The 19,700-nt window shown below is 40.4% G+C and carries 22 protein-coding genes; 4 read left to right on the top strand and 18 right to left on the bottom strand.

The genetic code is table 11. The features are described from left to right. Nucleotides 1-9: 9 nt before the first annotated feature. The 9 genes from PSI23_RS02380 to PSI23_RS02340 form a co-directional block, all read right to left on the bottom strand. Entirely contained in the window at nt 10-360 is a 351-nt protein-coding gene (locus PSI23_RS02380; RefSeq protein WP_273553563.1) for a GPW/gp25 family protein, read from the bottom strand. Beyond that, entirely contained in the window at nt 357-992 is a 636-nt protein-coding gene (locus tag PSI23_RS02375; RefSeq protein ID WP_273553562.1) for a phage baseplate assembly protein V, read from the bottom strand. Before PSI23_RS02375 ends, PSI23_RS02380 begins: the two co-directional genes overlap by 4 nt. A 188-nt stretch (nt 993-1,180) precedes the next feature. Next, nucleotides 1,181-1,684 carry a lysis system i-spanin subunit Rz gene (locus tag PSI23_RS02370; protein WP_273553561.1) on the bottom strand — a complete coding sequence of 168 codons (504 nt, stop codon included), beginning with the start codon at nt 1,682-1,684 and terminating at the stop codon, nt 1,181-1,183. Between the two features lie 36 nt (nt 1,685-1,720). Further along, a complete protein-coding gene (locus tag PSI23_RS02365) occupies nt 1,721-1,924 on the bottom strand; it encodes a tail protein X (RefSeq protein ID WP_273553560.1) in 204 nt (67 codons plus the stop codon). A gap of 248 nt (nt 1,925-2,172) precedes the next feature. Next, nucleotides 2,173-2,409, bottom strand: coding sequence for a DinI-like family protein (locus PSI23_RS02360; RefSeq protein ID WP_273553559.1), 237 nt, complete (start codon nt 2,407-2,409; stop codon nt 2,173-2,175). A gap of 19 nt (nt 2,410-2,428) precedes the next feature. Continuing rightward, nucleotides 2,429-2,656 (bottom strand): hypothetical protein, encoded by a 228-nt coding sequence (locus PSI23_RS02355; protein ID WP_273553558.1) that lies wholly within the window; start codon nt 2,654-2,656, stop codon nt 2,429-2,431. Between the two features lie 115 nt (nt 2,657-2,771). After that, nucleotides 2,772-4,616: a replication endonuclease gene (locus tag PSI23_RS02350; RefSeq protein ID WP_273553557.1), complete on the bottom strand. Its 1,845-nt coding sequence runs from the start codon at nt 4,614-4,616 to the stop codon at nt 2,772-2,774. A 21-nt stretch (nt 4,617-4,637) separates the two neighbouring features. Continuing rightward, nucleotides 4,638-4,787 (bottom strand): hypothetical protein, encoded by a 150-nt coding sequence (locus PSI23_RS02345; protein WP_273553556.1) that lies wholly within the window; start codon nt 4,785-4,787, stop codon nt 4,638-4,640. A gap of 84 nt (nt 4,788-4,871) precedes the next feature. Beyond that, a complete protein-coding gene (locus PSI23_RS02340; protein ID WP_273553555.1) occupies nt 4,872-5,210 on the bottom strand; it encodes a DUF5347 family protein in 339 nt (112 codons plus the stop codon). A gap of 195 nt (nt 5,211-5,405) precedes the next feature. Between PSI23_RS02340 and PSI23_RS02335 the strand changes: the two genes are divergently transcribed. Then, nucleotides 5,406-6,026 carry a phage repressor protein CI gene (locus PSI23_RS02335; protein ID WP_273553554.1) on the top strand — a complete coding sequence of 207 codons (621 nt, stop codon included), beginning with the start codon at nt 5,406-5,408 and terminating at the stop codon, nt 6,024-6,026. Between the two features lie 72 nt (nt 6,027-6,098). Here PSI23_RS02335 and PSI23_RS02330 read toward each other — a convergent pair whose 3' ends face one another. Beyond that, nucleotides 6,099-6,647, bottom strand: a complete 549-nt coding sequence (locus PSI23_RS02330; protein WP_273553553.1) for a GNAT family N-acetyltransferase — start codon at nt 6,645-6,647, stop codon at nt 6,099-6,101. A 136-nt stretch (nt 6,648-6,783) separates the two neighbouring features. Further along, on the bottom strand, nt 6,784-7,281 hold the full coding sequence (locus tag PSI23_RS02325) for a bactofilin family protein (protein ID WP_273553552.1): 498 nt from the start codon (nt 7,279-7,281) through the stop codon (nt 6,784-6,786). A gap of 1,419 nt (nt 7,282-8,700) precedes the next feature. Between PSI23_RS02325 and PSI23_RS02320 the strand changes: the two genes are divergently transcribed. After that, nucleotides 8,701-9,516: a helix-turn-helix transcriptional regulator gene (locus PSI23_RS02320; RefSeq protein WP_273553551.1), complete on the top strand. Its 816-nt coding sequence runs from the start codon at nt 8,701-8,703 to the stop codon at nt 9,514-9,516. A gap of 430 nt (nt 9,517-9,946) precedes the next feature. Here the strand turns inward: PSI23_RS02320 and PSI23_RS02315 are convergent, their stop codons facing one another. Together PSI23_RS02315 and PSI23_RS02310 are read right to left on the bottom strand one after the other, a co-directional pair. Further along, on the bottom strand, nt 9,947-10,600 hold the full coding sequence (locus PSI23_RS02315; RefSeq protein WP_273553550.1) for an epoxyqueuosine reductase QueH: 654 nt from the start codon (nt 10,598-10,600) through the stop codon (nt 9,947-9,949). A gap of 120 nt (nt 10,601-10,720) precedes the next feature. Next, nucleotides 10,721-11,470 carry an SDR family oxidoreductase gene (locus PSI23_RS02310; RefSeq protein WP_273553549.1) on the bottom strand — a complete coding sequence of 250 codons (750 nt, stop codon included), beginning with the start codon at nt 11,468-11,470 and terminating at the stop codon, nt 10,721-10,723. Nucleotides 11,471-11,751: 281 nt separating this feature from the next. Here PSI23_RS02310 and PSI23_RS02305 point away from each other — a divergent pair, with 281 nt between their 5' ends. After that, complete coding sequence (locus tag PSI23_RS02305) at nt 11,752-13,359, top strand: AMP-binding protein (RefSeq protein ID WP_273553548.1); 1,608 nt, start codon at nt 11,752-11,754, stop codon at nt 13,357-13,359. Between the two features lie 274 nt (nt 13,360-13,633). Here the strand turns inward: PSI23_RS02305 and PSI23_RS02300 are convergent, their stop codons facing one another. Next, nucleotides 13,634-14,905, bottom strand: a complete 1,272-nt coding sequence (locus PSI23_RS02300) for an aminotransferase class I/II-fold pyridoxal phosphate-dependent enzyme (RefSeq protein WP_273553547.1) — start codon at nt 14,903-14,905, stop codon at nt 13,634-13,636. Nucleotides 14,906-16,015: 1,110 nt separating this feature from the next. Between PSI23_RS02300 and PSI23_RS02295 the strand changes: the two genes are divergently transcribed. Further along, nucleotides 16,016-16,582 carry an AidA/PixA family protein gene (locus tag PSI23_RS02295; RefSeq protein ID WP_273553546.1) on the top strand — a complete coding sequence of 189 codons (567 nt, stop codon included), beginning with the start codon at nt 16,016-16,018 and terminating at the stop codon, nt 16,580-16,582. 33 nt (nt 16,583-16,615) lie between these two features. Here PSI23_RS02295 and cobT read toward each other — a convergent pair whose 3' ends face one another. Genes cobT through cobU form a run of 4 tightly spaced genes read right to left on the bottom strand, consistent with a single transcriptional unit; the run spans nt 16,616 to nt 19,650 of the window. Continuing rightward, nucleotides 16,616-17,698, bottom strand: a complete 1,083-nt coding sequence (cobT, locus tag PSI23_RS02290) for a nicotinate-nucleotide--dimethylbenzimidazole phosphoribosyltransferase (RefSeq protein WP_273553545.1) — start codon at nt 17,696-17,698, stop codon at nt 16,616-16,618. Between the two features lie 2 nt (nt 17,699-17,700). Continuing rightward, nucleotides 17,701-18,321 carry an adenosylcobalamin/alpha-ribazole phosphatase gene (locus tag PSI23_RS02285; RefSeq protein WP_273553544.1) on the bottom strand — a complete coding sequence of 207 codons (621 nt, stop codon included), beginning with the start codon at nt 18,319-18,321 and terminating at the stop codon, nt 17,701-17,703. 28 nt (nt 18,322-18,349) lie between these two features. After that, nucleotides 18,350-19,108, bottom strand: coding sequence for an adenosylcobinamide-GDP ribazoletransferase (gene cobS, locus PSI23_RS02280; RefSeq protein WP_273553543.1), 759 nt, complete (start codon nt 19,106-19,108; stop codon nt 18,350-18,352). Beyond that, on the bottom strand, nt 19,105-19,650 hold the full coding sequence (gene cobU / locus PSI23_RS02275) for a bifunctional adenosylcobinamide kinase/adenosylcobinamide-phosphate guanylyltransferase (protein ID WP_273553542.1): 546 nt from the start codon (nt 19,648-19,650) through the stop codon (nt 19,105-19,107). The genes cobS and cobU overlap by 4 nt, the downstream gene beginning before the upstream one ends. Between the last annotated feature and the right edge of the window lie 50 nt (nt 19,651-19,700).

Here is a 19,700-nt window from a genome sequence, read left to right as displayed (position 1 = left end):
GGAATAGCCTCACCGGGAATGGCTCACCGGAATAGAAAGTGAAAATTCCTTGGCGGATTGATGATAAGTACCGGTAATATCCACCACCATTTTGCCGTCCTGTAGGGTTTCCATCGTGATGGATGTCAGCGTTATGCGTGGCTCCCAACGGCTGATTGCGGTAAAACTGGCCGCCATGACCTGAAGCCGGAGTGCCGGGTTCTGTGGCCAGTCGATCAGCTCAGGCAACAAAGAACCATAAGTACGACGCGCGATACGGCTGCCTACGGGGGTTAATAAAATATCGCTGACGGATTGCCGGACGTGTGCTAAATCTGTCAATTCCCGGCCCGTTTGCCGATTCATTCCCAGATACATCATACGGGGCCTCCTGATGTGTCACCGCCTGACCTGATGCCGGTGTGTTTATGGGAATCCACGACCACGCCGTTGGAACTGAATGTCCCTCCGGTGTGTTCAATATTGCCCGTCATTTTGCCGCCATTGCGCACAATCAAGTTGCCTGTGCTCATCAGCTGTGTACAGATGACTTCCGGTGTATCCAGCGTAATTCGGGTACTGGCGACACAGGTGATTTCCGGCGCGGTAATATGGACTGAATCCGATGCGGTTACTGTCGCAGTTTTTATGCCAGTCACAGTTAATGCGCCGGATTGCGGTTCATATTCCATCACGGCACCATCGGGAAACTTGATATATGTCGCTTCTGGTGATATCGATGGAGCCGGAAACTCATCTGAAAAAATCGCTGGCAATACAAAAGCGGTGGTCAGTTCTCCGCCTATGGACAGTAATAAAACCTGCTCACCGACACTGGGCGCCCACCATGTGCGGGCGTTTCCCGCTCTGGATGTCAACCAGTTCAGCCAGTTGGTTTCAAGATTGCCTGTCGCGACCCGGCACATTCCCTTTGTGGTATCCACTTGGGTAATGACGCCTGTTCGAATCAGGTTGCGCATTAAGCGCAGCAGTTCAGTGAGTTGTGTATTCATGACGTAAGAATGCCATGAAAAAGCAGGTGGGACATTAAACTGGGTTTGTAGGAAACAGCATACAAATACAGAAATAAAATCCTTTTAAATCAATAGTATTAAAATAAAACAAAAAGCCTTCTCCGGAGTGAAAGAAGGCTTTTTACGATTTGTTGAATGATACTGAACAGCATTGCAATGAGATGCGATTATTCTGGTTTACACTGCCGGACAACATCACGTACATACTGTTGCAAATAGTCTAATTTGGTTTGGTCACTGATAATTCCGGCTCGGATATCGTAAATAGCGCGTCCAGCTTTTGCAGTGAGTTCGACTTGGGTTCCATTGCCCACGCTGCGGGCGCTGGTATCTCGGTTTTGGGTGAGCTGACAGGTAGCAAGATTGGCGACGGCGATTTGCACCCGCCGATGACCAGCAGTAATGTCGGCACGCAAAGCCGCATTTTCTTCGGTAGCATAAGCTAACTTTCCTGAATAATATTCATCCAATTGCGCAGCCCGGTTTTGTGCATCTTTCATTTGCTGAATAACAGCCAACATTTCTGAACGTGCTTTTTGATTGATGGCAATAAGCTGTGCAGCGTGTTGCTGTTTCAAATTCGCCACTTCATTGAGAGACAGGGAACAATGCCCCCACCAGCCAAGGCCTCCGCCAATGACCAAGCTCACAATTAAAGGCATTTTCTTCATCGTTCTAATCCCTAACAAACCAGTTCAGCCCCTCCCTTAATCCCAAAGCTGGATAATGGGTTTACTGGCAGTAGGCATAAATTCAGGCATTTCAACTTTCGTTCCATGAGGCAATACCGCGCCAAAATCAGCCAAACCGGGGTTTGCCTGCAACACACGCTCAGTCATTCCTAACGTGCGGCCGTAATGACGCCAACAAATGGCATCAACCGTTTCATTTTGTTGTGCGATAATTTGCATACACTCTCCTTTCCTTTGCAGAAAATAGTCAGTAAATCGGAGAGTTATGATCAAATAATCAGGAAAATACCTCAACGAGGTGAGATTGTTAGGTAAGTAGTACAAATGAAGAACAATTTTGAGTCTGTATATAAATTTGTTTCAGTAAGCACAAAGGCAGGAAATGATTCCCTGCCTTTGTGCTGTTTTATCTTAATTATAATTACGTGCTATCCCATCCGTTGGGGGATACTGACCCTTTGTCAGCGCTAATCAGATAACCAACTATCATCTTCCCAAACCTCTTGAATGAGTTCCATTATGTGATCGTATTCACTGCTTTTTTTAGTCCCTGTCACTCTTACGGAGGTACTGCTACTGGCTGCAATTCTAAAATTTGTATCAGGATAATGTGGTAATATTCTTTTTTTTAATTCACTTTCTAGTGACGACATGACTGATTCAGAAACATTAGCTCGTTTATCGAAAAGTATTTCTACTCGCATCCTTTTCCCCCCGCCAAATCTATTCTTCTATTGAACCCGAATTCCTTAACATGTTGTTACCGGTCACCTCATTACCTAACAGATTGCTATCCAGTTTACTCTGGTAACTGTTAAATCTTTTTTCATAAGGTGCAGATAGCTCCGCTATCCAAACCAGTGCCAGCTCTTTGTCTTCCGCATGATTACATTCGCAACTTGTTGCCATTCTGGCAATGAAATTGATACGTTGCGCTACCAATGATTCCATAAGAGATTCCACTGATTTATCCGTCTCCATATAATAGGCTGTATGTATATACAGTACACGCAATAAGACAAAATTTAAAGTAGTTTTTACCTTTTCTGATGATTAAATTTGATAGTTAATAACTATTATCTTTTGTTTTCGTAGAATTATTTTCCAGTTTGATTGATTTTTCCACTGTGACAACTTTGCGATCTGTAAAATACTTTATCTTTCTATTAGCCTGTTCATCCGTACAGTTATTGACAGAACTCCAAGATGGAAATTTTTTGCTCCTTTTATAAACAATCCGTTCTGCTCCTGATATGGCAGTAGATCCTGATATAGTCGTAGATTCTGATTTAGGCACGATGGTCCATTGATGAATGCGTGTGCAGATAAATTCTGCATGAGGCAAGTATGGTGAAGTCACGCCTTGTATAGATTGAACATCTTCACCGTAAGGACTGCCAAAAGGGATATGCTGGTAAAATAAGCGAATAACCAAATCACAACGAGCAACCCACGGCCCACCCTGTGCTTGAGTATAAGCGGCCCAATTTCCCTCATCTGCCGCCTGCAAAACGGCATTTACCTTATTGTCAGATAAACGTACTTTCCTGAGACGACGTAATTCGCGCCAAACCGAAACCGGAGCACCACCAATTTGTTGGAATTGACGAATACGCCAACGGCTCGCCCAAGCAGTCACTGATTTTGCCATATCGCGTAGGGATTCACCGGTTTCATGATCTTTTTGTTCTTCCAGCGCATAACCGTCGATATTTTTGGAAATGTACTTTGCAATGTAACCAGTTGCACTACCTTTGCTCGGATCGATCGTCCTGTAATCAAAACGTGCTTTTTTAGTTTCATTGCTCTGTAACTCCCCTTGTTCTTCCTGACAAGCGTAATGCTCAAGAATTTCTCTGACTTGCTGCAAATACTCCGGCAACATGAATAACACCATATGCCAATGAGGAGTACCATCATGATGCGGTTCTACTACACGGAAACCAAATAGATTGATTCCTGCCCGAGCGAACGCAGCACGCGCTTTTGCCCAGACACTGCATAAATAACGTTGAGTATCACGTGGAGTTGCGCCATTCCAAGATTTAACAAATCCTCCCTTGTACTGGGCTGCATGATATTTTGCAGGGGCTGTGATGGTATAAAACTCACCAACACAGTTCATTTTATTGGCAACATCTTCAAAACCGCGCATTCTGGTCATTAATTCACAACGTCTGATCGCAGGATTCGCGTTGCTATGAACAACCGTATCCGCCAGTGAAATTCGTTCCCCTTTTTCATTTTCTAAATCAAAGCGTTTGAAAAACTCACGATTACGCCGTTTTTGTTCCAACCATTCCTGCAATGCCTGGCGTGAAACATAAGGAGAAGCGGCTTTCTGTACCTGTCCAACAGCAATTGCCATATGTTCAGATTGAATATCACGCAGACGCTTTAAACGAAAATACCACCAGCGAGCAGACATCATGCGCAACATGCCAGAACAGAGTTGATCGACAGACGGCATTTTTCGCCCACAATTGAAACGCTGCCAATAAGGGGGATGAGTGCCACATTGCAAAGTCAGCTTTGCCAGCAACCGGTACAACCTAGCGACACGGGAAAATGACTCGTCTTTACAGTCAACGGAGATTGATGTGTGCTTTTGGGAAAAAGCCGAAGAGTAATGCTCATAATTACCAGAAATAAAAACGGAAATATCGTGAGCAAGTTTCAAGAGTTGTTTGCGATCATAGGTCGCCATATTTCCCAATTGTTCAATAAAAGGAAAAGGTGCCATACCAGAAACACAATGGTGAAATTGATACCGTTCTTTTACTAACTGCAATCGCGGCAACACATTCTGCCCGACCGTTTTTCTCAGGAAAGAATTTGCATCACGGCGGCCTGAGCGATTAAAGATATCGACATAACGACGACTGAAGTATTTCGCCAGAAAATCCGGCATTTGTCCTATATATTGGTGGCGTCATTGATGATCTTCCGCGTTAATTTCCCATAGCAAACGTTCTGCCATTGAAACACCTTGCGGTATATTAGACTGGAACATCGCGGCTTGTTTACTCTTGGCTACCAGATAATCACTGTTCTGTTCATGAGTAATTACGTTACTATTCATCAAGTTCACCATATTAAGGACATGCAAGAGCCTGGCGTACTCATGCCATTTGTTCAAATCGATAACGTGTTTAGAAAGCTGTAATTACTTAGACAGCGTCAGGTACTTCGGAAACTGGCTGACAACGACCTTTATATGATTCATCGCCTTGATCAGAGCCTGTTTTTCCTCTTGGGTGAAATGGTTGAATTCATTATCGTGGCGGAAACGCGGGATATTTGCCAAATAGAAAATGGCAGATAGCGCCCGCTTATTCTCTTCATAGTGGCTGTCTCTTTTATCACGCATATCAGCAAAAAATCGATTTAACTCCTTTTCATCGTCACCCCAGTATGTCGCCCTGATCCTCGACAGATGATTTAATCCTTCCAGCCGCTGACCGAGGTTAATCTGGGCAAATTTTTCTTTTTCAGTATTCGCCATATTTTCCCTCAACATTTTCCTACGAAACAATCCTCAATCATTTTCGAAATATTTCGATATCTGGATAAAGATTGAAATCTGGGCGTTCATGATGCAATATCTCTCAATGGTTTTTAGCTTAACCAATCTGGGCTCATCAAAGATCTCATATCGAGAACATTGATGAGATACTAATAGCTCTTATCTGTACTGTCAATGAAAAATACCAATATTGAGATCAAAATGGGGGCTGATAGTGGGGGAAGACCTGCTATTGAACGCCTTGTCCGCGCATATGGGTTTAAATCACGCCAGGCCCTAAGTGACCATTTGGGCGTTTCCAAAAGCACAATGGCAAACCGCTACCTTCGTGATAGCTTTCCAGCGGATTGGATCATCCAGTGTAATCTCGAAACTGGCGCTTCACTACTGTGGTTGAGCACGGGTCAGGGAGAAATATTTCCAGATGGGGAAGACAGCAAAAAAACGGAGCGATTGGAAGATATCATTGCTCCATCCATCTCTCGCGTAAGATTATCGGGCGGTAAGCTCAATGAAGCTGGCCCTGTAATTTTGGATAGCGAATTGATTCCTAAGGAACTCACAAATCCTCTGATTATTGATGATAGTGCCTCATGGTATCTGCTGGATACTCAGGAAGACAATATTCAAGATGGCTTATGGCTGGTGGATATTGAGGGTATGCATAGCATCAAAAAGATTGCCAAAATCCCAATCAGTAAGATTCGGGTCAGCGATAATGACGTCACTTTTGATTGTGCAATCAGTGACATAAAATTCATCGGTCGCGTTACTCTGGTCATATCCAGACAATAGCAATCCGGCATAAACGGTTTCCATCAAGGTTATTCTATCCATTAGGATAACCTTGATGGCATTCAATCATTTTCATGCAGAATCTGAACGCCGAAGCCGATACAGAACATGTTCCCTCAATGGATGGTTTTCTTCCAAACCGGGATGCAGAAATGTTTTTTCATCTCTGATCATGCCCAATTTTTTCATAACACTCTCCGAGCGGTAATTCGAAACTGTGGTGAAAGCGATGACTTCTTCCAGTCCGATTTCTGTAAATGCGAAATCAAAAACTCTGCGTGCAGCTTCACAGGCATAACCTTGACCCCAAAATGGTTTATCCAGCCGCCAACCTATTTCAACAAAAGGAGAGAATGGAAATTCGATATTAGGGATATTCAGCCCCACAAAACCAATAAATTGACCACTTTGTTTTAGTTCAACCGCCCATAATCCCCAACCTTCCTGCGTTTCAAACTTACGAATACAGTTATCAATTAAAGTATTGCTTTGCTCTTCAGTCAGTATGTTAGGGAAAAACTCCATGACTTCAGGATTACTATTCAGGTGAAAGAAAGGTTCTCTATCCTCTGTCTTCCAAGCTCGCAGAAACAACCTTTCTGTTTCCAATTCAACAATCATACTGCCTCCTTAATATTCAGGGAAAAGTTAGTCGACAATATCTCACAAGTGGATGAAGGATATAAAAATAAAACTGCCGGAAAATCATACCCATTTTCCGGCAGTAAAACTTAGATTTTTATTTTATAGACGATTATCAGGCGCTATTTTTCATTTTTGATTTATCGCCTTGATTGTCTCTAATAGGAACAACCCGTTGTTCCATTTCTGATTTTTTCTTATTCTCAACCTGTTCAGACTGACCAACAAATAGCCCGCCACGTCGAATTGACATACTACCGCAACGGCTAATGCCCCGTAACTCGCCATGTTCTAGAATATCCAATGTTTCCGCACAGCATGTACCTTCAACATGGCCATCAATGATAATTTCAGGTGCATTCAGCTCACCTTCCACTTTGCCGGCATGCATAATACGAATGGCACCACCTTTGACGCGAATATTGCCAATGACTTTACCCCAGACCTGAATATCCCCTTCCATTTCTATATCACCCTTGAACACAGAGTTTTTAGCAATAATGGTATTTGGGCGAGTCTCAGCTTCAGGTAGTTTTTTCTCTTCAGGCTTTATGCCCATAACTGGTGTCGTAGAACTGATAACTGGTGCTTCTGTTGTTTTTTTTCCAAACATAGCGTTTATTCTCAATCTCATATTCGTAAAGTAAAACACTAAGGCTAAAAAAGATAAAATTGCTGTTATGGCACAACTAAAATGAGCACCATACAGATATAGCCCCAATGCAATTCCCCAAAGGAGCCATATACTGTATAAAAAAGCATTATCTGAAAAACGATACTTTTCCATATTTTTCTCGTTTTTGTAGTTTTTTCTTATATTTCATCAGCAAATATATCTATGCATATGCCTTAGCAGGTAATAGAAAACAGGCCGTGAAAACACATCTTATCATTGTACAAGTATAAAAAACAATCTACCAAGCTATAACAGAGGCATTTATAGCGTTATTACACGGATAAAGATTTCATTTGAGTTTAATCATCTGATTTTTTATTGAATTATCTCACATTTATTAAATAAGAAAATCCATAAAGATAAATTTAATTTTCTATTTTCAGATGTAAAAACCATATAAATTCATAATTTAATAACAATAAAAACAAAAAGTTAATAACTCTGTATCATATTGGAACTCCAGAAAATACTGTATATCTATTGTCTTATAATTATCTATAAACATTTTATTGCCATTCGGTTTCTGGCTGTAACATGATGGCAAAGAAACACATTACTTAGAAGGTTAAATCGTCCTACCAAATAGCCATCTGACTTATAATTATTTTCTTTATAAAACAACTAAACAAGAGTTGGATTTTTAAATCAGCCAAATAGTGTTTTAATGTTAACTATTCTGAATGCACATAGATAACCTCCAGTTAAAAATCACTTGGTGAATTAATTAACAATCTCTCCATTTTGTTAACTTTTTATTTCAACATTTTAATTCATTTAAAAAATAAATCATTCTACGTTTTAAAATTATCTATCAATCATCAGATATCTATGTTCATTCATTAAATATCGCTATAAAAAATTACTTACAATGCAAAAATGAATAAAAATACTTATAAATCAAATAAATAAAAAACCAAAATTATCATTGATATTTATTACGGATGAAAAATTTTAGGATAAGCGAATCAATAAACAGAATGCATCAATATCTGTAAATTATTTCAACAATAATGATTAATTGAAAACAACCCCTTAAAAACAGACAGTTGAAGACAATTACATAAAGATCAATCAGCAACAAGGTGAAAAAAAACAAACTATTTTCAATCACAAAAATTTTCACTTAAACCTAACACAAATATCTATTTATCTATATAATACAAAAAGTGATTTAATTGATGTTACGCATGAACTTTCGAGAACTTTCAATACTGTTTCAATCGGCACTCAGTTTTATCAAGATAATACAAGTGCCATAAGGAAGTTTTTTATTAATTCATTAATTAATAAAATAAACACACCATGCACTCATCAAAAAAAATGATTACTCATGATACGGAAAATTAGGAGTATTAAATGAAAAGGACGACGGGCTTAAATCAAAATAATATTTGCACGGTCCAATTAACCATGCCGGATTTCAATATCCTGGAGCATAAACAAAGAGGGTTGTATATTTTACTCAATGGTGAAATGGTGTGGAAAGATTGCATAAACACTTATCACATCACATCGAATGAGATCCTTTTTACCCATCCTGGGAGCTATGCAGCCAAAACCAATACAGAAAGTTGTCAGGTATTGTGGTTGCCCTTACACATGGAGTTTTTACGCAATTTTTTAAAGCGTTTTGGGCCATTATTAAGTCAGATAGAGAGGCAGGAGTTTCCTGCTCATAGGCTGATTCCTTTTAATCAATTTCCCTTGCTGACAGAAAGCATTCGCGGGCTAGCCAACTTACTAGCTCATGATTCTCCGCCAGCGTTGATTCAATTAAGAGTTGAAGAGTTATTATTGCTGCTTTCCTTAGGTAATCAAGGGGCGTTGTTAATGTCTATTCTGCGGAAATTAAGCAACCGTCAGGTAGAACGACTGCAAACGTTTATGGAAGCTCATTATCTCAAAGAATGGAGATTGAATGACTTCGCGCGTGAATTCGGTATGGGGCTGACTTCCTTTAAGGAGCTTTTTAACAGTGTCTATGGCACTTCACCCAAGGCTTGGATCAGTGAGCAACGTATTCTTTACGCACATCAATTATTATTGAATAGCGAAATGAGTATCGCCGATATTTCATTGGAATCGGGTTTTTCCAGCCAGTCTTATTTTACTCAAAGCTATCGCCGACGTTTTGGTTGTACGCCTAACCGCGCCAGATATGGAAAAGATTAACGATTTATCTAACAACTAACCTAATGTTTATCAACTGATACTCAATAATTGATATTCAACAAATAAAACTTAGTGCTATATCCCATAAACCAAGGCTTTCCAGTTTTATGTAAACCTGTTTTAGATCAAACTGAAAAGCCGCAATCACGATTATCCTTTGGATTACTTCACACTTTCCGTGCCTGATGGATCATGAATGATCGTTTTTATCGATCAATCTCCTCTGATTGATCTGTGCAATCCATTGGACGGCAGTATCTCATCTCACATATAGTCAGGGGGACTCGTCACTATTTGGAGCTAATCCGACTAAGCTCTAAGTCACCACCAGGGATTTTATATTTGCCGTATCTTATGGCCTGCCCCCGTGCAGGCTTTTTTTTGAAAATTTAACTTAAGAATATAAAGAAAAATATAAAGCAACTTGATTTTAATTTACGGTATAAAAGATCGTACCCAATTTAATTCTTTCACGACCAGTGGTCAGACGATGGCGATTAGTATCCCGAAGAGAATAAACACAACCACAATATTCCTGCTGATAGAACTCTTCACGTTTGCTGATTTCTATCATGCGGGAAGATCCGCCTCCCTTACGCCAGTTATATTCCCAATACATTAAATCAGGATAACGAGAAGCTGCGCGGACACCACATTCATTGATCTGCTGCATATTTTTCCAACGTGAAATACCAAGTGAGCTGGTAATCACAGGGAAACCATGTTCATGGGCATACAACGCTGTTCGTTCAAAACGCATATCAAAACACATTGTGCAACGAATACCACGTTCAGGCTCATTTTCCATTCCTTTTGCGCGCTCAAACCAATTATCACGGTCGTAATCTGCATCGACAAAAGGAATGCCCATCTGCTCCGCAAAACGGATATTTTCATTTTTGCGCAGTTCATATTCTTTCAAAGGATGAATATTCGGATTATAGAAAAATATCGTAAAATCAATTCCTGAAACCAACATTGCTTCCATTACTTCCCCAGAACATGGTGCACAACATGAGTGCAATAGCACTTTTTGGTGCCCGTTTGGCAGAGGAAGCGGGTTACGCTCATAGTTCAGTGACATAATATTTCTTACCTGATTCAGACAATAAAAAATCAGGAAGAGGACAAACTCCCCTCCCTGTGTTTATTGGATAGGCATATTACCTGTTTCTACTGTCTTACGGCAATCTTTGTAAAATAATCAAGCTCCCTGCATTTCTGGCAAAATCTGCCCACCATCGACGACAATCGTTTGTCCTGTAATATATTTCGCTTCATCAGAAGCCAAAAAACAGGCAGCATAACCAATATCTTCAGGCATACCCAAAGTCCGCATTGGGGTGGTATCTTTCACATGATTGAGGAATTCATCACCAAATTCCATTAAGCCTTCAGTCATGATCAAGCCTGGCATAATCGCATTAATGGTGATGCCTTGCCCCGCATATTCCAATGCAGCACTGCGCATGAATCCCAGTTGCCCTGCCTTACTGGCACCGTAGTGACTATAGCCTGAAATACCCGTTATCTCGCCTGTTATTGATGAAGTGATAACAACACGCCCGTAACGCTGTTTTTCCATAACATTCAACGCAGCCTGCACTAAGAAAAATGTCCCTTTAAGATTGACGGTATGCACTGAATCCCAATCTTCCGCAGTCATATCTTTCAGATAATGCTGTGGAAAAATACCTGCATTGGAACAAAGAATATCGAGCCTGCCATACTTTTCAACAATCTTATCTATCGCGTTTTTACATGCTGTCTGATCAGTAACATCAAGAGGAATAAAATCGACTACCAGTTCTTTGGCAATTGCTTCGCCCCTTACTACATCAGTGCCTGCAATAATGGTAATAGCGCCAGCTTGCTTCAATACCTTAGCAATTCCTTTGCCGATGCCTTTGGTTCCACCTGAAATAAAAGCAATTTTTCCCGCTAAATTAAACATAGCATCTCCTTTAGTATTAGTGGATAGAGTTTTTTATCTTAATTATAATTTTTTAATATATTTTCAAACTGTTACATCAGCAATCATAATAAATGGAATCAGTGTATTAAAAAAATAAAATAAAGCAACGTTATAAAACCATTATTGGCATCAGTATAAAAACATCCATTTTGAATAAAACTGAAATTGCTTATTCGTCTACCAGAAATTACTTTTAAATAACACACTATTTTTCCAAGAAAGTAATGGTACTTCTCAAAAAATAATATGAGGTGGAAAGTATGATTCTCGATAATCCATTCTTAAGTGAATATACTGGCACAGCATTATCACCAATTTTATTTCTCAAAAGAGCCATATTAAGCAATGGCAAGGATATCGCTGTCATTGATGGAAAGCACCGTTGGACTTGGCACCAATATGCCAATCGCTGTGAAAGGATCGCTATCTCTCTTCAACAAATGGGGGTGGATAAGGGAAGCGTCGTCTCAACCCTTCTACCAAATACCCACGAATTACTGGAGTTACATTTTGCAGTTCCTTTGTCTGGTGGCATCCTTAATGCTTTAAGTACCCGAACAGATGCAGCTACATTAAATTTTGTCTTTGAGAAACTAAATCCCAAAATATTATTTATTGATAAAAGTCATCTTCCATTATTAAATCATGTCTCTTTCAATAATCCAGTTAAGATAATTATTATTGATGACAATAGGTTAACTATTCCTGTACTCCCTACTGAATATGAAATTATCCCTTATGAATCATTGGTAACCGAATATTCATCAAAAGCACTATCTTTTATCCAGTTTGACGAACAAGAAGCTATTAGTATCAATTCCACTTCAGGCACCAGTGGACAACCTAAATTGGTTGTTTATTCCCATCGTGGTGCATTTTTAAATGCCATTTCCAATATTCTGGATTGGGATATGCCCAAGAATCCCACCTTTTTATGGACGCTGCCCATGTTTCATTGCAATGGCTGGTGTTTCCCATGGGCAATTGCGGCACGGGCGGGTACACACATCTGTATGAGGAAATTTGATGCAGAGGAAGCAATGCAACTTATACAGAAACATAACGTAACACACTATTGTGGTGCTCCGATTGTTCATTACTCTTTAGGCAAGATAGCGCAAAAATATGGAAAGCATTTTGGTGGCCGCGTTTATGGCCTTATTGCTGGTGCGCCACCAACAGAAATGGAATTTTCACTGATGGATGAGGTTGGTATCAATGCGACACATGTCTATGGTTTAACCGAAACTTATGGGCCTGTAGTTGTTTGTGAAAACAAGCACGAATGGAACGAACTGCCAAAATCAGAAAAAACCTTACGGAGAATGCGTCAGGGCATTGTCTCCAATTTGCAAGGGCAAGTTAGCGTTATTGATGGAAAGAACCAACAGGAAGTTCCTTTTGATGGCAAAACCATTGGTGAGGTCGCTATTCGCGGTAATATTGTGGCAGCTTATGATCCTGTACGTCACGTCACACCGGAGATCACCGATCAATGGTTTTATACCGGGGATCTGGCAGTTGTCGATCCTGATGGCTATATGAAAATCATCGATCGAAAAAAAGATATCATTATTTCCGGTGGTGAAAATATTTCCAGTCTTGAGCTTGAGAATGCCCTATCCAGTTATCCTGGTGTTTTAGCTGCTGCTATCGTGGCGAAACCCGATCCCTATTGGGGAGAAGTTCCTCATGCCTTTATTGAACTCGATGAAAATATATCAATCACTGAGCAAGAGTTAAATAATTACATTTGTACGGTAGTAGCGCGGTATAAACGCCCCAAAGGATATACTTTTTTAACTATACCCCGGAATGTCAATGGCAAAGTTATAAAAGATCAATTGAGAAAACGTGTCAAAGAATGAACCCGTGAGTTTTTCTACAGAAGCGGCAAAGCTGGTGTTATCCATTTTCTAGGCAGATTTATTTTCATTGTGGAATAAAAATATGACAAAAATCGTCGATATCACAGAAAAGTTCAACTAATTTGTCCATGCCTGCTCCTTATTGAGATCGTTTTTTCTTGGTTGAAAGTTCTGATCTTCGAACAGGCACTGAGTTCAATTTTTTATTCAAGATTCAGGTGGTGCACTCTGTCCACTTATAGATTATTTTCATGACTACACATCCCTTGTAAGGCTATATCAAAGCTAGTTGCTGACCAATTTGGATTAAAGTGCGAATGCTATAGTCCAACTCCTCGTCGCTTAGGTTGGCACTCAGGTTCATCCGTATTCGTGAACGTGTTTTGCTTACAGCAGGATATGCCACAGGATTAACGTATATACCTTTCTCATGAAGCATTCGAGCCATGGCGTAACAACGATGCTCATCACCTGTAAGCAATGGCACAATGGCAGTTTCGCTATTGAGCAAGTCGAATCCCGCATCATGTAATTTTTGCCGGAAGTACTTGGCCTTGCTTTGTAATTCTAGTGTCAACTGAGGTGAAACATCGAGGATGTCGATGGCACTGATGATCGAAGCCAGTACAGCCGGAGGCAGTGAAGCGGAATAAATGTAAGGATTTGCGGCTATGCGGATGATTTTTCCTGTTTCTCTGTTTGTGCCAATGAACCCGCCAATGCCCGGCAAGCCCTTGCTCAAGCTACCAGTGATAACATCAACCTGATCAGTCACGCCGAAGTACGCACAGCTTCCCCGACCGTTAGGGCCAACATGTCCAGTTCCATGGGCATCATCAACAATTACGAAAGCATTGTATCTTTGTGCTAGCTCGACAATACCGGGCAATGGTGCCAGATCGCCATCCATACTGAAAACGCCATCGGTGATAATAAATTTGCGTGCTTGAAATGAAGTTTGGCGAAGCTTATTTTCGAGGCTTTTCAGAGAAACATGCCTGTAAACTTGAACCTTTGCGTCGCTCAGTTTCAGACCATCAACGATAGATTGATGGTTGAGAGTGTCACTGAAAACGATGTCACCTTCACGGCATAGAGTGGAGAGGGCGGCGAGATTAGCGCAAAATCCAGAACTGAAAGTAATGACTTCTTCCACGCCAAGGAACTTAGCCAGCCGTTGCTCCATTTCAAGATGTAGATCACTAGTACCATTGAGAAGGCGCACTCCGCTGGATGTGGTTCCATAGCGATGAATTGCATCGATGCTGGATTCGATGATCTGTTGATGACCATTGAGCCCAGAATAATTGTAGGAACCCAAATGCAAAACTTCACGTGTATACTTGCTATCGGAGCTGGTAGGACTGTAGCTGACTGAAACATTCTTGCTAGGAATGCTATGAAATACTCTGCCAACCATATCCATCTTACCATCGGAGATAAAATGATCGTATCGTGCAACTATACCCTGTAAGTAATCATTAGATCGCGCAATGTTACGGTGATAATTATCTATTTTTGGGACAGTAAAACTCGGTTTACTCATGGCGTTTGTTCCTTGTATATAAGGTAAGGAGTAATGAAAATTACAAGTGCTCCAATATTAATAATCAGACTAAACCAAAGTAATGATTGCAAATTTGGTATCGTTTGGAACTATCATATTTTTTGCAATTATTTTCAATAAAATTATATTTACAAAAAAACACACAGTTATTTTCATTGAAATATCACTATGATTGCTATTTTTGTAAAGGATATTTTTTAGTGTCAGATAAACATTATTCAACCTGAATTCTGAATAAATATCGATGATATTATTCGTTGGAACATTAGCGTTATTGATAAAAATAGCCGACAAAAAGTTCCTTTTGATGGCAACCCCATTGAAATACCAAAAATACCACTGAATTACTTACGTAAAACACATCATTTTGTAACACCTCAACTCTATTTAAAAACAGACAAAAACAATTTACTTTATGAGGATTTAATTTCGCACATAAAATAAAAATTAACTTATCTACCCCTCACTGTAATCTTCCTGATCTCTCAATTTTTTCAAGTTGCTGCATTGTTGGTTGCATTGCGACTATGAATCCATTGGATTTAATTATAATAAAAAATTATGTTTTCAGTTAAATAATATCATTATGTTATTTACGCATTAGATAAAAAACAAATTCATATTGAATAACAAAACCATTGCAATCAGTCGTAAAACAACACCATTTAATACATTAAAAATAACGTAATCACATTTTATTTATTCATAAAAATCCTTTTGAATTCATAATAATCCACAGACACCAAAGATAAAAATAGAAAATAAATCAATGATAAAAACAAAAATACTTACAAAGTAAATTTAACTTATACAACTTATGCGTATCATATTAACTATAATAAAATTAAAAAAATACCTTGAAATAATTTTAATAAATATGATTGACAAGCAATACATTTTAAATACAATTTAAAAAACCTTTATCATGATAAATTTATTTTTTTATTGGATTCTTTTTATGGTTTGGCTTTTATATTTCTTTGTTATTATATAGTCCGTAAGCAGCTTATAAGATGAAGTGTTGGGCCCAGTGTTATGTTGGTCGCGTATAAAAATATGCTAATAACGTTAACTAATGAGGGTACTACAATGAGAACTATTGATATGTTAGTGGCAGTAAAAGCTGAAGAAATTATGAATGATTATGGTAAACTTAGCAAGGATATAAATAAGCCTTCCGCACTTCATCCTTCATCTATATATCATAAATATATTCGCATATTGCCTGAAGATGACATGCTTGTTTCAGTAGATAATGAACTGAACATGATGATTAAGGCTGATATCGGTGATACTGTTCGTTGGAATATAACAACATTAAATATTAATACCTTATATTCTTGTGCTTTAGTAAAAGCGATGCCAATGGATATGAGTTTAATGAATAATGACACCACTCATATGATGGGTAAGCATGTCATGAAAAACTTTATGACATTCATGCCTGTCGTTAATATGGTAAATCCATTAAACATAGAGATGCAGCAAATGAAAGACTGTTGCTGGATGTCTACAATCACTGACCTGCCTCATCCTGGTACAGCACGCATTATGTACTATGAGTGTGTTATCGCAATTTATAGAGAAATGACTCTGATGGGCTATATTGCTCTGGAGCCAGGAATTATTCTGGATCAGAAAATGATAATGTCTTAATAATATATCTTTAGCTTATACCCTTAGCTTAATTTATATTCTTAAAGGCCGTTCTATATACGGCCTTTTTGACGCAGGAAAACAAATCCCGCTATTTACTAATGTTCCCATATGACAATACATCGTACAGGCTGCATCAATCAGAGACATTGCAATCGCCGCCCCGCTACCTTCCCCAAGACGTAAACCTAAATTCAAGTATGGGTGCAAATTCAAATGTCGTAACGCCAGCTTCGCACCTTTTTCAGCCGACATATGGGACGGAATGCAATAATCCCGCGCAACGGGGGATATCTGACTCGCTGCCAATGCTGACGCATAAGACAAGAAACCGTCAAGCACAACAGGCATTCCAGAAGCAGCAGCCCCCAGAATCACGCCAGTCATGCCTACAAGCTCAAACCCGCCCACTTTTGCCAACACATCAATCGCATTTTTGTTATCCGGCTGATTGATGGCAATAGCCTGTCGTACAATGGATTGTTTATGCGTCAGCCGCTCAATGGGGAAATTAGCGCCTAATCCAACTACATCACAGGGATCGCTTCCGGTCAGGACACTGATAACCGCAGCAGCCGAAGTTGTATTGGCAATCCCCATCTCCCCAATACCAAATATAGTTATTCCTGCCGCAATACGCTGTTTTACCAACTGTGCGCTTGCCAGCAACAACATTTCCGCTTGTTCATAATCCATTGCGGCACCTTGGACAATATTGCCGCTACCTCGTGCAAGTTTAAGGGACAACATTTGTTCAATAGGCTCACAATCAATGCCAATATCCACAGGTAAAACATACGTACCACTGTTTTTCGCCAGCACACAAACACCTGTTAGCCCTTTCAACATATTACGTGCCTGTATGGCCGTAGCATTTTTAGGTGAAATAGCCACGCCTTCGTCATACACACCATGATCAGCACACATGACAATGATCTCTTTTTGCAGGTTTTGCAGACTTGAAATACCTGGCATGCCAGACAAATGTATTGCCAATTCTTCAAGACGGCCCAAGCTCCCCAATGGCTTGAGCAAGTTGTCAATGTGTCGTGACGCTTTTTCCATATTTTCCTGATTCAAGGGCCGAATAGCATCAATCAACGATTGTAATGTCATGTTTATTCATCCAGCCAGCATTCTGTCCGAGCATTGAATACCCGCAAAGTGATAAATTCCGCATGATTATCGACGATACTGTAAGCCCCCTGCTGGAAGGGAAAAGACCACATGGCAGTTATCGGTAGCTTAAGTAATTTGGCAATCATCACACCTAAAACTCCCTGATGAGCAACTATTAACCGATTAGCCAAAGCAGTAGCAGAACGTAACTCTTCGGTGTATTCCCCCACCCGCGTTGAAAAATGTCGGAATGGCTCTCCTCCGGTTGGGCAACCATTTTGCCAATCTGACAACCAACGTGACCAAGCCTGTGGTTCCTCGTTCGCAATGTTTTCGTGATGACGCAGTTCCCAGTCCCCAAAATCCAACTCATTGAGACGGTGATCGCTTTTTATGTTTGATTTACCGGATATGCCTGATTGAGAAATGATTTGTGCTGTTTGTTGCGCTCGCTGCATTTCACTACAGTGGATAGATTGGAAGGTTATATTTTTCAGCGCCACAGCGACCTGCTGCCCCTGCTGCATCCCAATTTCAGTTAAAGGCAAATCGGTTTTGCCACAAAAGACACCATCAATATTGGCTTGTGTCTGTCCATGTCGAACGAGAAACAATCGCATCTGATTATTCTCTCCAGATTGATTTTGTTTATTGCCAAATCATTGCCAATAAAAAAATAACTTCTCCCACTTCAATAGAAGCCCCCAGTGTATCGCCCGTTTGTCCACCGAGACGATAATTGAAATAGAGTGCAAGCCCATAAACCACAAGCAATGACACCATCATTGCCAATAAGGCTTTCCAGTTTCCTAATATCATCACCAATACAGCCCCACCCAATAAAGTCAGCGCAGTTGCAGAGGGAGTAATTCGGCCAATATAACTGCTTCCCATGCCCTCGCTTTCACGGGCATAAGGTTGCGCATACATTAAAAGCACCACGGCTGTACGTCCAACAATCGGGGCACACGTCAGCAAAGCAAGCAAGTAAAAAGGGGGATGATAAGATAATTCAACGACAGCTAATATTTTGAGAACAATACAGAAAATTAACCCGACACCGCCGTAAGTCCCGAGTCGGCTATCACACATGATCTCCAGCATTTTTTCGCGCTGGCGGGCAGAAAAAAGCCCATCACAAGTGTCAGCCAGCCCATCTAAATGTAATCCTCCCGTCAAAAAAGCCAAAGCCAACACATAACCAATCGCGCCGATATACATTCCTCCACCCGACTGACTGATAGAAAGTGATACCAGACCAGCCAAACCACCAAGAATCAACCCGATCACAGGGAAATAGGGAACACCACGCCAATATTGGCGAAAATCGACACCTTCCGCCCATTTTTCGGGAATCGGAAGCCGTGTCATAAACTGTAGCATTGCCCAAAAAATATTCAGCTTCATTTAACCTTCACTCCAATGCCTGACACCATCAACCAGACTTCCTTAGCAGCCCGTGCCAATTTTTGATTCGCGCGCCCGGCAATATCAACAAAATGGCGTGCCAGACGATTTTCAGGTGTGATGCCCATTCCCAACTCATTAGTCACCAAATACACGGGCATCGGGCACATCAAGCTGGCATCAATAAAATCATCAAGCTGATGATGGATAAGCACTTCCAATAATGCAAAATCAAGTTCCTCAGGTGGTATACCACCCGATAAGTCAAACAGTAAATTGGCAATCAATGTGGTAACACATTCTAGTATAACGCCCTCTTGAGGTTGGCGATGCTGGCGGATAACCAAGCCTAAATCTTGATGGCCTTCCCAAGTTCGCCAATGTGCCGGACGCGCCTGTTTATGCTGCTCAATACGAGCCGCCATTTCTTCATCCGTGACCTGCGCTGTAGCGATATACAATACCTGCTCGCACTGTTCAGCAAGCAGGCGTTCAGCGTAGCTGCTCTTGCCACTGCGGGCACCGCCTGTCACTAAAATCATGGCATGACTCCATCATGCAAAATTTCATTTCATAGAATGACTCTACATAA

The organism is Xenorhabdus yunnanensis, from assembly GCF_028598805.1.
Lineage (GTDB): Bacteria > Pseudomonadota > Gammaproteobacteria > Enterobacterales > Enterobacteriaceae > Xenorhabdus > Xenorhabdus yunnanensis.
The sequence above is the reverse complement of the archived record's forward strand: the minus strand, read 5'-3'. Positions and strand labels throughout refer to the sequence as shown.

What these genes read in the sequence shown, in the direction of transcription:
- PSI23_RS02325 (WP_273553552.1), bottom strand. Translation starts at nt 7,281, where the DNA reads ATGTTTGGAAAAAAAACAACAGAAGCACCAGTTATCAGTTCTACGACA.
- cobT (WP_273553545.1), bottom strand. Translation starts at nt 17,698, where the DNA reads ATGACATTACAATCGTTGATTGATGCTATTCGGCCCTTGAATCAGGAA.
- PSI23_RS02315 (WP_273553550.1), bottom strand. Translation starts at nt 10,600, where the DNA reads ATGTCACTGAACTATGAGCGTAACCCGCTTCCTCTGCCAAACGGGCAC.
- PSI23_RS02305 (WP_273553548.1), top strand. Translation starts at nt 11,752, where the DNA reads ATGATTCTCGATAATCCATTCTTAAGTGAATATACTGGCACAGCATTA.
- PSI23_RS02365 (WP_273553560.1), bottom strand. Translation starts at nt 1,924, where the DNA reads ATGCAAATTATCGCACAACAAAATGAAACGGTTGATGCCATTTGTTGG.
- PSI23_RS02380 (WP_273553563.1), bottom strand. Translation starts at nt 360, where the DNA reads ATGATGTATCTGGGAATGAATCGGCAAACGGGCCGGGAATTGACAGAT.
- PSI23_RS02320 (WP_273553551.1), top strand. Translation starts at nt 8,701, where the DNA reads ATGAAAAGGACGACGGGCTTAAATCAAAATAATATTTGCACGGTCCAA.
- PSI23_RS02355 (WP_273553558.1), bottom strand. Translation starts at nt 2,656, where the DNA reads ATGGAATCATTGGTAGCGCAACGTATCAATTTCATTGCCAGAATGGCA.
- PSI23_RS02340 (WP_273553555.1), bottom strand. Translation starts at nt 5,210, where the DNA reads ATGGCGAATACTGAAAAAGAAAAATTTGCCCAGATTAACCTCGGTCAG.
- PSI23_RS02360 (WP_273553559.1), bottom strand. Translation starts at nt 2,409, where the DNA reads ATGCGAGTAGAAATACTTTTCGATAAACGAGCTAATGTTTCTGAATCA.
- PSI23_RS02295 (WP_273553546.1), top strand. Translation starts at nt 16,016, where the DNA reads ATGAGAACTATTGATATGTTAGTGGCAGTAAAAGCTGAAGAAATTATG.
- PSI23_RS02345 (WP_273553556.1), bottom strand. Translation starts at nt 4,787, where the DNA reads ATGAATAGTAACGTAATTACTCATGAACAGAACAGTGATTATCTGGTA.
- PSI23_RS02285 (WP_273553544.1), bottom strand. Translation starts at nt 18,321, where the DNA reads ATGCGATTGTTTCTCGTTCGACATGGACAGACACAAGCCAATATTGAT.
- PSI23_RS02330 (WP_273553553.1), bottom strand. Translation starts at nt 6,647, where the DNA reads ATGATTGTTGAATTGGAAACAGAAAGGTTGTTTCTGCGAGCTTGGAAG.
- PSI23_RS02375 (WP_273553562.1), bottom strand. Translation starts at nt 992, where the DNA reads ATGAATACACAACTCACTGAACTGCTGCGCTTAATGCGCAACCTGATT.
- PSI23_RS02300 (WP_273553547.1), bottom strand. Translation starts at nt 14,905, where the DNA reads ATGAGTAAACCGAGTTTTACTGTCCCAAAAATAGATAATTATCACCGT.
- PSI23_RS02310 (WP_273553549.1), bottom strand. Translation starts at nt 11,470, where the DNA reads ATGTTTAATTTAGCGGGAAAAATTGCTTTTATTTCAGGTGGAACCAAA.
- PSI23_RS02370 (WP_273553561.1), bottom strand. Translation starts at nt 1,684, where the DNA reads ATGAAGAAAATGCCTTTAATTGTGAGCTTGGTCATTGGCGGAGGCCTT.
- PSI23_RS02350 (WP_273553557.1), bottom strand. Translation starts at nt 4,616, where the DNA reads ATGCCGGATTTTCTGGCGAAATACTTCAGTCGTCGTTATGTCGATATC.
- cobU (WP_273553542.1), bottom strand. Translation starts at nt 19,650, where the DNA reads ATGATTTTAGTGACAGGCGGTGCCCGCAGTGGCAAGAGCAGCTACGCT.
- PSI23_RS02335 (WP_273553554.1), top strand. Translation starts at nt 5,406, where the DNA reads ATGAAAAATACCAATATTGAGATCAAAATGGGGGCTGATAGTGGGGGA.
- cobS (WP_273553543.1), bottom strand. Translation starts at nt 19,108, where the DNA reads ATGAAGCTGAATATTTTTTGGGCAATGCTACAGTTTATGACACGGCTT.